The sequence below is a fragment of the Peristeroidobacter soli genome (genome assembly GCF_004138485.1).
Taxonomy (GTDB): Bacteria; Pseudomonadota; Gammaproteobacteria; order Steroidobacterales; family Steroidobacteraceae; genus Steroidobacter; species Steroidobacter soli.
Window position 1 is genome coordinate 1,057,762 of the sequence record NZ_RYEV01000004.1, and the last position, 12,966, is coordinate 1,070,727.

Sequence of the window (12,966 nt, forward strand, 5' to 3'; positions counted from 1 at the left end):
GTTGTTTGCTGCCGTCAAGGACGTTCGGTTCAGCTGGGTGTCAGAGGTGGTTTGGTCACAATGCGCGCGTCGATGAGCGATTTCACTGCCAATGACCGCCGATCGCCTGAATCAGAGAGACAGCTGCCGACTGCCGATCGACGACAGCCTGTATCTCCGCCTGTCGGGACGAGAGCGCCGCCGTCTGCGCGACGATCACATCCGCGTAGCCGATCTGACCGGCGAAGTACTGGTTGTATGCAATTTTCTCCGCGCTCTTTGCCGCCACCGCAGCTGCATCCCTCTCGGTAGTTACGATTTCCAAGACACGCAAGGCGGCGAGCTGATCTTCGGTTTGCTGAAATGCTGTCAGCACCGTCTGCCGGTACTCGGCAACCGTCTGCTCATACGCGGCACGCGCCTGATCCACTCTGGCCGAGCGCGCCCCGAAATCGAGCAACGTCAACGCTCCGGTCAGCCCAAGCGACCAGATGCTGCTGGCGGATTCGAACAGATCGCTCATGTTTCGGGAGTTGTAGCCGGCGTCGCCGCTCAGCTGGAACGTCGGAAAATAGGCACTCCGCTCGATGCCGATTGCGGAGTTCGCCGCAGCGACGCGACGCTCTGCGGCCGCGATGTCGGGCCGCCGCTCCAACAGCGATGCCGGCAACACCCCAGGAATCTCCGGCACATTGCGACTCCACTCGCCACTCGGCAAACTGAAGTTCGATGGATTGACGCCTACCAACACCGCAATCGCATGTTCGAGCAACGCGCGTTGGCGACCGAGATCGGCAACGTTCGCCCGTGCATTTCGCAGTGCCGTCTCCGCCTGCAATACGTCTGATCGAGCGGCCACGCCCGCGTTGTAACGATTGGTGGTGATGGTCAGCGCGCGCTCATACGCCGCAATCGTTGCAGTGAGCACTTCCTCCTGCGCTTGCAGTCCGCGCACCTGAATGTAGTTGAGCGCCAGCTCGCCTTGCGCGGACAACGTGGCATTGGCAAGGTCAGCTTCGCTCGCCTGAGCCAACGCGCCAGCTTGACGCACGCTGTCGCCGATACGCCCCCACAGATCGGGCTCCCATGTCGTGCCGATAGTGACCGAGTAACGTGAGTTACCGCCGGTGCTCACCGAGCCCGTGCTGCCGACCGTTGGATTTCCAGTACCGAATGAACCGACCTTGGTGCCCGACGCTGTCAGATCGATCACGGGCAACAGCGACGCACGCAATTCGCGAACCGACGCACGCGCCTGATCGTAGGCCGCTTTCGAGGCCGCGAGATTCTGATTGGACAGCACCACCTGCCGTTGCAAGTCCGAGAGCACGGGATCACCAAACAATTGCCACCACTCCCCGCGCGCCACCGCATCCGACGGCGTCGCCTCGCGCCAGCCCGGCGCTTCCTTAAATGACGGGGGAATCTCGGCAGTGGGCTGCCGATAAGTGGGCGCGACGCTGCAAGCGACGCAGCTCACTCCACAGATGATGAGTACGGCGATCCTCATGTCGGTGCCGCTCCAAACGCTGAATCGATCGTGCGGGAACCCGGCCGACGGAATCGATCGAGTGCCAGATACACCACCGGGGTCGTCAGCAACGTCAGCAACTGACTCGCAATCAAGCCACCGACGATGACGATACCGAGCGGACGACGCAGCTCCGCGCCGTCGCCGAAGCCGATCGCCAAGGGCACCGCGCCGAAGCCGGCCGCCAGGGTCGTCATGAGAATCGGACGAAAGCGCAGCAGTGAGGCTTCGCGGATCGCCGCAATGGGAGACAAGCCTCGGGAGCGCTCCGCCTCCAGCGCGAAATCGATGATCATGATGGCGTTCTTTTTCACGATGCCGATCAGCAGGATCAACCCGATCAGCGCGATCAGATCCAGATTGAGCTGGCCGATCAGCAACGCCAGCATCGCGCCCACGCCCGCCGACGGCAACGTGGACAACACCGTCAGCGGATGGATGGCGCTCTCGTACAACATGCCGAGCACGATATAAATCACGACCAGCGATGCCACGATGAGTAGCGGTATGGTCGCGGTCGATTGAGCGAACACGCGCGCGGTGCCGGCAAACGCACCGGTGACCGTCGAGGGCAAGCCCGCGCCCTGCTTCACTTCCAGGATGCGTTGCGTCGCCTGGCCCAGTGACACGTTATTGGCGAGATTGAAAGAGACCGTCGCGGACGGCTGCCCGTCCTGATGATTCACTTGGGCCGCGGTCGAGTCGGTGCTCCAGCGCGCAATCGTCGACAGCGGCACGATGTTCGATGGCGCGAGACTCACGGCCGCACCCGTCGACACATCTCGACCCGTGCCGGTGGTGGACACGGGCGCCGAGCCGGCGCCCGTCGTCGTGGTCGAGGCCGGCGTCGCCGGCACATAGACATGATCGAGCATCGTGGGCGAGCCATTGAACTCCGGCGCCACGCCCATGACCACGTGATATTGATTCAGTCCCGAATAGATCGTCGCGACCTGCCGCTGTCCAAACGCGTCATAGAGCGCCGCGTCCACGGCCTGCGTCGGAATTCCCAGCTGCGCGGCCCGATCGCGATCGATCTGAACCAGCACCTCCGCCCCGCCCTGTTGTCGATCGATGTCGACGTCGACCAGTTGCGGTTCCTGCTTCAACAGTCGGACCAGCGTATCGCCCGCTCTCTGCAACGTGTCGACGTCGTCAGCCTTCAGGGTGAATTGATAGGTGCTGCTGGCGCCGCGTCCGCCGATTTGCATGTCCTGCACTGGATTCAAGAACACCGCCAGTCCGCTCACGCCGGCGAGCTTCGGTCGCAGGCGTCCGATGATCTCGCGACTCGACGCACGTCGATCGCGCGGTTTCAGAATGACGAACATGAAACCGCCGCCCGCTCTCGAGCCACCGGTAAACGCCACGACGGTAGCCACATCGGGATCGCCCCGGATGATGCCCGCCACCTGGGTGATCTTCCGCTGCATCTCCTGGAACGAGATGCTTTGGTCGGCCCGCAGACCGCCTTGCAGTGACCCCGTGTCCTGCTCGGGAAAGAATCCCTTTGGCACCGCCGCCATCAAGAACAGATTGAGCACCACCACACCGGCCAATATCACCAGCACCGTGGGACGATTGTTCAAGGCCCAGTCGAGCCCGTGCGCATAACGCAGTTGCAGGCGATCGAACGCGCCAGCGGCGAGCGCGCTGAATCGATTGGGCTTGCCTCGCCCACGTAACAGCAGCGAGACCAGCATCGGCGTCGTGGTGAGCGAGATCACCAGACTGATCAGCACCGCAACCGACAGCGTCACCGCGAACTCACGAAACAACCGGCCGATGATGCCGCCCATGAACAGCAACGGAATGAACACCGCCACCAGGCTGATGGAAATCGACACGACAGTGAAACCGACTTCCCTCGCCCCGAGCAGCGCCGCCTGCCGCGCCGGCATGCCCTTCTCCACGTGTCGGGAAATGTTCTCCAGCACCACGATGGCGTCGTCCACCACGAATCCGGTGGCGATAGTCAGCGCCATCAACGACAGGTTGTTGAGCGAGAATCCCAGCGCATACATGACACCGAGCGTCCCGAGCAACGACACCACCACGGCGACAGCCGGCACCAGAGTTGCGCGCAACGACTGCAGGAACACACTGGTCACCACTACGACCAGCAGCGTCGCGATGATCAGCGTTACCTCCACTTCATGTAACGACGCACGGATCGTGGTGGTCCGGTCGGAAGCGACCTGCAGCTTGATGTCCTTCGGCAGCACGACTTCGAGTGCCGGCAGCTGTGCCTTCACCGCATCGACCGTCGCGACGATGTTCGCGCCGGGCTGGCGGCTGATGATGACCGTGACGGCGCGCTCACCGTTGAACAATCCCATGGTTCGTATGTCTTCGGGTCCGTCATAGACCGTGGCGACATCGCTCAACCGAACCGCCGCCTCGCCGCGCCAGGCGATCAGCAGATCGCGGTAGTCGGACGCATGCAGGCCCGGCTCGCTGCCCTCGATCTGCCACGCAAGCTCATCGTTCTCGATCACGCCACGCGGCCGGTGAGCGCTGGCCGACGACAGCGCGCTACGCACATCCTCCAGCGCAATTCCAAAGCGAGCCAACGCCAGCGGATTCAGATCGATGCGTACCGCCGGCAACGCGGCGCCGCCCAGCTCTACATCGCCGACGCCATCGACCTGCAACAGTCGTTGTTGAATTACATTCGACACCGCGTCGTAGATGGACGCCGGCGAGCGGGTCTGCGAGGTCAGCGCCAGAATCATGATGGGCGCATCGGCCGGGTTCGCCTTTCGATACGTCGGATTGGTCCGCAACGTCGCGGGCAGATCCGCGCGCGCCGCATTGATCGCAGCCTGAACGTCACGAGCCGCGCCGTCGATATCCCGACTCAGATCGAACTGCAACGTCACGCGCGTCGAGCCGATGCCAGACTGCGACGTCATCTCAGTCACGCCGGCAATCACGCCCAGGCGCTTTTCCAGCGGCGACGCGACGCTCGACGCCATGGTCGAAGGACTGGCGCCTGGCAAGCCGGCCGTCACGCTCACCGTGGGAAAATCCACTTGCGGCAAGGGCGCGATGGGCAACACGAAGAACGCGGCCATTCCGGTCAACGCGACGCCGAGAGTCAGCAGCGTCGTGCCGACCGGCCGCCTCACGAATGGGCCCGACAGGTTCACGGCGGCGACTCCAACGCGGGGGAGGCACCGCGGCTGCGTCGTTGAACCAATCGCTCAAAGGCCAGAAACACCACCGGCGTCGTGAACAGCGTCAACGCCTGACTGACGATCAGGCCGCCGGCGATGGCGATACCCAGCGGTCGACGCAGCTCCGAGCCCATGCCGAAACCGAAGATCAGCGGCAAGGCGGCAAACAGCGCGGCGAACGTCGTCATCATGATGGGCCGAAAACGCAGTAACGCGGCTTGCCGGATCGCGGCACGCGCCTCCTTGCCTTCCACGCGCTGCGCCTCGATGGCGAAGTCGATCATCATGATCGCATTCTTCTTCACGATGCCGATCAGCAACACGATACCGATGATGCCGATCACGCCGAGGTCGCTGCCGGTCACCAGCAGCGCCAGCAACGCGCCGACCGCCGCCGACGGCAGCGTGGACAGAATCGTCAACGGATGAATGAAGCTTTCATACAGCACGCCGAGCACGATGTAGACGACCACGATGGCCGCCAGAATCAGATAGAACTCGTTGGCCAGCGACGCGCGAAATGCACTGGCCGCACCGGTGAATTGCGTGGTGATCGACGCAGGCACGCCGATTTCCCGTTCCGCCCGCGTGATCGCATCCACCGCGGCGCCGAGCGACACCCCTGGCGCAAGATCGAATCCGATGGTCGCGGCCGGAAACTGCGCGACCCGCGAGATCGACACCGGCGCACTCTTCAACCGAAACGTCGCCAGCGCACTCAACGGTGTGACAGTGCCTGAACCGGTCGGCACATAGATCTGCGACAGTGCCTTCGGATCGGCCAACATGCCCGGCGAGCTTTCCAGGATGACGCGATACTGGTTCGACGGCGTGAAGATGGTGGAGATGATGCGTTGACCAAACGCGTTGTACAGCGCGCTATCCACCGTCGCGGCGCTGACGCCGAGCCGTGCCGCGACGTCGCGATTGATGTCCACCTCCACCGCTCTGCCGTCTTCGAGCACGTCGGAGGTCACATTGCGAATCTGATCCACGTCGTGTAGCGCCGTGAGCAGGCGATTCGCCCACTGGGAGATGTCAGTCGCGCTCGCCGCCTGCAGGGCAAAGCGATATTCATTGGCGCCGCTTTGAGTGTCGATGGTCAGATCCTGCACCGGCTGCAAGTACAGCGTGACTCCGAACGTCTCGCGCGCCTTCCGCTGCAACCGTTCCATCAAATCCTGCTGCGAGCCGCGCTCATCGGCATCCCTCAGGTCGATCAGCATGCGTCCCTGATGAAGCGCCAGGTTCTGGCCATCGACGCCGACGTTCGAGCTCAGGCTGGCCACGTCCGGATCGTCGAGCACCAGCGCGGCCACCTGCGACTGGAGCTGCGCCATGCGCGGGAAGGAAATATCCTGGCCGGCGACCACCACGGCACGCAGTTGCCCCGTGTCCTGTTGCGGAAACAGACCTTTGGGGATGAGCACGAACAGCAGTGCCGTCATCACCAGCGTGGCCAGAAATACCAGCAGCGTCTGCGGCTGACGATCCAGCACCCAGTCGAGCCGGCGTGCATAGCTCTGCGCCAGCCGCTCAAACCAGTGCAGACTGCGCTCGATGAGCGGCAAGCGACGCTGCTCCCGCTCCGGTTTCAACCAACGCGACGCGAGCATCGGCACGAGCGTCAGTGCCACGATCGCGGAGATGAAGATCGTCACCGCCAACGTGATCGCAAACTCGCGAAACAATCGCCCCACCACGTCGCCCATGAACAGCAGCGGGATCAGCACGGCCACCAGGCTGACCGTCAGCGAAATGATGGTGAAGCCGATCTCACGCGCGCCCCGCAGGGCGGCGGCGAAGGGCGACGTGCCCGCTTCGATGTGACGATTGATGTTCTCCAGCACCACGATCGCATCGTCGACCACGAACCCCGAGGCGATGGTCAGCGCCATCAACGTCAGATTGTTGATACTGAACTCGAGCAGATACATGGCCGCGAAGCTGCCGACCAGCGACAGCGGCACGGCAATGCTGGCAATGACGGTAGCCTGCAGGCTGCCAAGGAAAAGGAATATCACGATCGTGACCAGCACCACGGCGAGCAGCAGTTCGAACTGCACGTCGGCCAGCGAGGCACGAATCCCGACCGTGCGGTCGCTGAGCATGGTCATCTTCACATCGGCCGGCAGTTGCAACTCGAGTGCCGGCAAGGCGGTACGGATCGCAGCGACCGTGCCGATGACATTTGCACCGGGTTGGCGCTGCACGTCGACGATAATGGCGGGCGTGCGATTCATCCACGCGCCGATCCGGGTGTTCTCGGACGAGTCGACGATGGTCGCAACATCGCCGAGCCGCACCGGAGCGCCGTTGCTATACGCGACGATCAGATCCCGATATTCCTGCGCCGTGGCCAGTTGATCGTTGGCGTCGATGGTCCACGCACGCGTCGGCCCGTCGAAACTGCCCTTCGCGCCGTTGACGTTGGCGCCCGCGATCGCCGTTCGCAACGCATCGAGCGACAGCCCACGCCCGGCCAGCGCCGGCACGTTTGCTTGAATGCGCACCGCGGGCCGCTGACCGCCGGACAGATTCACCAGGCCGACGCCGGATATCTGCGACAGCTTGTTGGCGACGCGCTGATCGACCAGATTCTGCACTTCGGCGAGCGGCCTCGACGTCGACGTGACCCCGAAACTCACGATCGGTGCATCGGCAGGATTGACCTTGGCGTAGATCGGCGGCGCCGGCAGATCCGACGGCAGCAACGTGCTGGCCGCGTTGATGGCCGCCTGCACTTCCTGCTCGGCCACATCCAATGCCAGCTCCAGTGAGAACTGCAGCGTGATCACCGACGCGCCCGCCGAGGACGCCGAGGTCATGCGATCGAGGCCGGCCATCTGACCGAACTGACGTTCGAGCGGACCGGTCACGGTGACCGCCATCACGTCGGGACTCGCGCCTGGATAGAGCGTGCGCACTTGAATGGTCGGATAGTCGACCTCGGGCAGCGCCGACAGCGGCAGCACGCGAAACGCCACCAGACCGGCGAGCAGAATCGCGAGCATCGACAGCGTGGTCGCCACCGGCCGTAGAATGAACAGACGGGACGGCCCGCCTTCATGGGGCTCTATGGTTTCTTCGCGCTCGCCGGCCATTTGGCACCAGCCATCATGACGCGCGCGCCGTCGTTCAGTCCGTCCGCGCCTTCGGTGATCACGGTTTCGCCGACTTTCAGTCCGCTGCTCACGACGATCTGTTGCTCGTGGATCACCCCGGTTCGCACCGCTCGCGATTTCACCGTCCGGTCGGTTTGCAACACGAACACGAAGTCGCCCTGCGCGCCATGTCTCACACTCGACACCGGAACGGTCACGGAATGTGACAAAGTCTTAACCCATAAAGAAACATTCACGAATTGATTCGGAAACAAGGTCTCAGCGCCGTTGTCAAAGCGCGCCTTGGCGCGCACCGTACCGCTGCTCGCGTCGATCTGATTGTCGAACGTCAGAAATTCGCCTTCCGCCAGCACGCGCTCGCCGGCCTGATCGGTGGCTGTGACGTGCAACTTCCGGCCCTCGCGCAATTGCGCCTGCACGTCGGGCAGCTGCGCCTGAGGCACGCTGAAAGTCACATCGATGGGTTGGACCTGGGTGATGACGACGATGCCCGTGGCGTCGCCCGGCGTCACATAGTTGCCGATATCCGCCTGCCGCAGCCCCGCCTTGCCGGCGACCGGTGCGGTGATGGAGGTGTAATCGAGATTCAAAGTCGCGACGCCGATGGCCGCATGATCGGCCGCCACCGTGCCTTCGAGTTGTTTCACCGTGGCGGCCTGGGTATCCAGCTGCTGACGAGCAATGGAATCCTGCGACCACAGCGTGCGGTAGCGCTCCAGATCGGCCCGGGCCTGGTCCAGCAGCGATTCGTCGCGGACCAGATTCGCACGTGCCTGCGACAACGCCAGCTGATAGGGACGAGGATCGATCTTGGCCAGCAACTGTCCCTGCTTCACCTGCTGCCCTTCGGCGAAGTGCAGGCTGAACAATGTGCCGGCGAGCTGAGAACGAACGGTCGCGGCGACGATGGGCTGCACGGAACCGATGGCACTCAAAGTCACGGGCACATCCATCGCAGTCGCCTGTGCCGTCCCCACGGCAGCGGCGGGCCGACCGCGACCCGGGCTTCGTTCCGTGCCTCGGGTGAAGTGCCACGCTGCCCATCCCACCACCGCCAGCAGCAGTAGCGCGATGACGCTATTACGCAGTTGCACTGACGCGGGACGCGCGTTTTTCAGTGACATCGACTGCTTATACTTCGCGTGCCGCCCACCCGCAATGCGCATTGAGAGTGGCGCCCCGACCCTTCCCGTACCCAAACCCAGACCCAGGAACCCGTCCCATGCAAGTGTGGCAATGGTTGTTGACCGGCTTGGTGGCCGGATGGATCGCGCGCTTCGCAATTCGTGGCACCCGGCTCGGGCTGCCGGTCGACCTGGCACTCGGCGCCGCGGGCGGACTGCTCAGCGGCTCGATGTTTCATCTCGGCGGCATCACCGATTCCGACTCAGGGATCGCGCACATCGTAACTGCGCTGGTCGGAGCGATCGGGGCCCTGGTGTCGATCCATCTGGTCGTGCGGGCCACGTTGAATTCGGCCCGCGTGGTCGGAGCGGCGTTCGCGACACCGAACGCCGGCCCGACCGTCACCGGCGACAGCGTGGAACAGCGCATCTGGCGCAAATTCCTGCAACACAAACCGGTGGCGCAAGATCCCAACAAACTCGATACGCCCACGCTGGGCGAGCGCGCCGCGGATCGCATCGCTGAGTTCGGCGGCAGCTGGACCTTCCTGATGCTGTTCGGCGCGTTCCTGGTCGCCTGGATGATCTTCAACGTGATCGGCCAGCCGCACTTCGATCCTTATCCGTTCATTCTGCTGAACCTGCTGCTGTCGTGCATAGCCGCGGTGCAGGCGCCGATCATCATGATGAGCCAGAACCGTCAGGCCGATAAGGACCGGCTGCACGCACGGCTCGACTACGAAGTGAACTTGAAGGCCGAGCTGGAGATTCTCGCCTTGCACGAGAAGCTCGATCTGCTCCGCGAACAGTCCTGGAAGGAACTGGTGGAGATGCAACAGCGGCAGCTGGAGCTGCTGACCCAGCTCCGCGAGGCACGACGCCCGCTCGGCGGCGAATCAGCATCAGATAACCCGTGACGCAGTGTCATCTGTTGAGACAGAGCAACGGTGCCAGCCACTGTTGGTAGGGAGCCCACTTGGGCGCATCGCGAATCACCACACCACTGCGCACTTGAACCGCGCTGGCGGTGACGACCCCGCGACGGCGTGAATCAAACTCCAACATCGCCGGATCGAACGACAGGCCGCAGAATTCCGCCACCCGCCGCAGCTGCGTTTCCGGTTCTGTCAGGAGCCGCGCATATTCCACATCGAGGATTCGCCCGGCAAACCGCGCGTGCCAGTGCTTCATCAACTCAGCATACCAGCCGTAATAGTCCGCGAGCTCACCCAGGTCATAGCTGTAGGGATTCGCGTCGGAAAACAGCTCCCGCAGATTGGAGAAACAGGTCGCCACCGGATCGCGAACCATGTGCAGAATCTTCGCCCGCGGTAGAGCGCTCGCGATGAAACCGATGTTCAGAAAGTTCGAAGGCAGTTTGTCGGTGAAGTATCGCGAGCCGCCCAAGCGCCATTGAACGCCGTCGAGATAGCGCTGGCCCGCGACGCTCAGATCGACGCCATGCGCGCGCTCCACCAGCGTCGCATCGATCACGCCCTTGCAGTGGTGCCCCGTCGCGTAACGCATCCCGCTGGTGAAGTCATATAACTCGCCGAGCGCCGCAACCTCCGGATGTCCGGCGAGCATCTGCTCCAGCAAGGTCGTACCGGATCGATGCATGCCGACGATGAAGATCGGCGTTGGACCGGTATCGGCGCCGGTCGCCTCGCCCGGTTCGAACGTCGACAGGACGTCGAACAGCTGTTTCATCCTGCGGCCGTCATAGTTCAATCGCGATCGTTTCGCGCGACACGCCTGCATCAATGCGTGCCACGCCTCGTCGTATCGCTGCAAATCATCGAGCTCCTTGTGGAGCGCGAAGGACAGCAACGCGATGTCGTCCGCTGTGCGCCCCGGACGCGTCAACTCCCGCCTGATCGCGTCGATGTGATTGCGCTCGGCCGTCTGCCGCCGCAGCCCCGAGCGCAGCCAGTATCCCTGCGCGATCTCAGGCGCGCGGCGAATGGCGCGCTCCACATCTTGCCCGGCTTCATCGAAGCGTCCGAGATAGGTGAGAATCTGCGTACGCGCGAGCAGCGTCGTCGGATAGTCAGGGTCGGCCCGCCGCGCCTCATCGAGATAATCGATGGCGCGCTCCGGAAGATTCAGATAGCTCAGCTGCGCCCCGGCGGCGATCAGCAAAGGAATGGACATCCTCGCCGGCGGCCCAGCCCGTTCGATGCACGCCAACAGCTCCGGCCCTCGGTTGAACGTGCGCAGGCGCGGCAGCAGCTCGGTCAGAATCTTTTCATCCGTCGTCCCGGTTCGTGCCGCGGCGAGCGCGAACTCTTCGGCGCGACGATAGTTCCCGCGCAGCGAATACATATAAGACAGCTGCACGAGCGTGTAAGGCTCGTTTGGCACCTGCGCCAGAACCTTTTCGTAGGTGGCAATGGCACCGTCCCAATCCTGCTTGGTAGCCAGCGCCTCGGCACTGGCCAGCATCGGTCGCACACTCGCGGGAATTGCCATCAGCCCTGCAGTCTCGCAAGCATCGGTTGCAACTGCCGCTCATAACGTTTCCATGCGCCGATGCCGCGCTCATGAATGCGCTCACGAACCTGACTGCTGCTGGCCGTCGAGACGGGGGCGCTGTTGCGTGTGATCTCGTGCAGAGCGCCTTCCCTGTCGAGACCGAGAAAGTCGAGCACCGCCGCCGCCATCTGCTCCGGAGCGCGCACCAGATCCTCGTAAGAGACGATCCGCACCGAGTCCGGCGCCCTGCTTTTCCAATACCGCAACCAGGTTCGGACCCGCAGACCATGATCCGCCAGATCGCTCAACGTATAGCTGTAAGGATACGCATCCGCCTGAAACAGCTCCTTCAGATTGGAGAAGCAGGCGTCCGGCGGATCGCGCTGTAGACACAGCACGCGCGCCGCGGGTAACGCTTGCAGGATGAGCGGCAGGTTGAACAGATTCTGGGGATTCTTGTCGATCACGTAGCGGCCATTCGTGGCCAGGCGGCGCACGCGCTGCTCGTAGAGATGACCGACCTTTTTGAAATCCAGCTCTCTTATCAACTGCAAGCGATCGCCATGAAGCGGCGATCGGAAGAAGTGCCCGGACGCTTCGCTCACCGCCGCCGGGAAATCGTTGCGCTCGCCCAGCGACTGCACCGCTGAGTGATTGCTGAGGATACGATCGAGCAGCGTCGTCCCGGTGCGCGGCATGCCCACGATGAAGATGGGAACGAGCCCGGCGGCCACGGCCGGCTCCGGCAGCGACACTGGCATTCGTATCAATGCCTCCAGCCGCGACGCCTCGAGCAGCGAATCGAACGCCACCCGGCGACTCATGATTTCAGCTCCGCTCGTCAACGCCGACCACGCCTCTTCCCGCCGATCCGCCGCATCGTATTCTCGAAACAGCGCGTAGAAAAGATGGGCCTGCTCGATGCCGTTGGCTTGAACCCGGCTCAACGCATCGAGGATACGGACCACGCGAGCCAACGGCGGCCGCGCCTTGGAATGAGTAGCCAGCGCCCAATGGGCATCGGCAAAGTCCGGCGACAGGGCGAGACACGCTTCATAGTCTCTATCGGCCGCCTGCATGTCGCCCAGATAACGGTATACATTCGCGCGCGTGAAGATCAGCAAGGGATGGGCATGCACCTGTTTGGCCATCGCCTCGAGAAAACGTAGTGCGCCTCGATAGTCACCCGCCAGCCACAGCTGCTGCGCAAGAACCGCGGACTGGGAAACGACATTCGGGTCCGACCAATCCACCGCATTGATCAGCGAGACCACCGCCGGCTCTTCGGCAAAGTCCAACAGGCGGGCGGTCACATAACCGATATGTCGGGTGCTGCCATGCTCGCGGACCGCTTCCGCCGCTCGCAACGCATGTTCTTTCGACGTGAGATAGCGATCGGCGAGCTGCTCGAAGCGCGACAGGCGCAGCCGGGCCGGAACGTGGCGAGGCTCGAGGATCAGAATCGATTCATACAACGCGCGTGCCTCGTCCCACAGGCCGCGCAGCTCATATTGTTGGGCACGCGCCCAGAATTCGCGAGGAGACACGGCCGC

7 protein-coding genes are annotated in these 12,966 nt (G+C 63.3%); 1 reads left to right on the forward strand and 6 read right to left on the reverse strand.

All coding sequences use genetic code 11. The annotated features are described in order from the left end of the window. Positions 1 to 82: 82 nt before the first annotated feature. Genes EKO19_RS20030 through EKO19_RS20045 form a run of 4 tightly spaced genes read right to left on the reverse strand, consistent with a single transcriptional unit; the run spans position 83 to position 8,938 of the window. Positions 83 to 1,489: an efflux transporter outer membrane subunit gene (locus EKO19_RS20030; protein WP_129778211.1), complete on the reverse strand. Its 1,407-nt coding sequence runs from the start codon at positions 1,487 to 1,489 to the stop codon at positions 83 to 85. Continuing rightward, a complete protein-coding gene (locus tag EKO19_RS20035; RefSeq protein ID WP_129778212.1) occupies positions 1,486 to 4,662 on the reverse strand; it encodes an efflux RND transporter permease subunit in 3,177 nt (1,058 codons plus the stop codon). The genes EKO19_RS20030 and EKO19_RS20035 overlap by 4 nt, the downstream gene beginning before the upstream one ends. After that, a complete protein-coding gene (locus EKO19_RS20040; protein WP_129778213.1) occupies positions 4,659 to 7,793 on the reverse strand; it encodes an efflux RND transporter permease subunit in 3,135 nt (1,044 codons plus the stop codon). Before EKO19_RS20040 ends, EKO19_RS20035 begins: the two co-directional genes overlap by 4 nt. Continuing rightward, positions 7,766 to 8,938 (reverse strand): efflux RND transporter periplasmic adaptor subunit, encoded by a 1,173-nt coding sequence (locus tag EKO19_RS20045; RefSeq protein ID WP_129778214.1) that lies wholly within the window; start codon positions 8,936 to 8,938, stop codon positions 7,766 to 7,768. The genes EKO19_RS20040 and EKO19_RS20045 overlap by 28 nt, the downstream gene beginning before the upstream one ends. Before the next feature lie 98 nt (positions 8,939 to 9,036). Here EKO19_RS20045 and EKO19_RS20050 point away from each other — a divergent pair, with 98 nt between their 5' ends. Next, complete coding sequence (locus EKO19_RS20050; RefSeq protein ID WP_217705470.1) at positions 9,037 to 9,855, forward strand: DUF1003 domain-containing protein; 819 nt, start codon at positions 9,037 to 9,039, stop codon at positions 9,853 to 9,855. Positions 9,856 to 9,862: 7 nt separating this feature from the next. Here EKO19_RS20050 and EKO19_RS20055 read toward each other — a convergent pair whose 3' ends face one another. Together EKO19_RS20055 and EKO19_RS20060 are read right to left on the reverse strand one after the other, a co-directional pair. Beyond that, positions 9,863 to 11,410 carry a tetratricopeptide repeat-containing sulfotransferase family protein gene (locus EKO19_RS20055; RefSeq protein ID WP_129778215.1) on the reverse strand — a complete coding sequence of 516 codons (1,548 nt, stop codon included), beginning with the start codon at positions 11,408 to 11,410 and terminating at the stop codon, positions 9,863 to 9,865. Continuing rightward, positions 11,410 to 12,960 carry a tetratricopeptide repeat-containing sulfotransferase family protein gene (locus EKO19_RS20060; protein WP_129778216.1) on the reverse strand — a complete coding sequence of 517 codons (1,551 nt, stop codon included), beginning with the start codon at positions 12,958 to 12,960 and terminating at the stop codon, positions 11,410 to 11,412. The genes EKO19_RS20055 and EKO19_RS20060 overlap by 1 nt, the downstream gene beginning before the upstream one ends. Between the last annotated feature and the right edge of the window lie 6 nt (positions 12,961 to 12,966).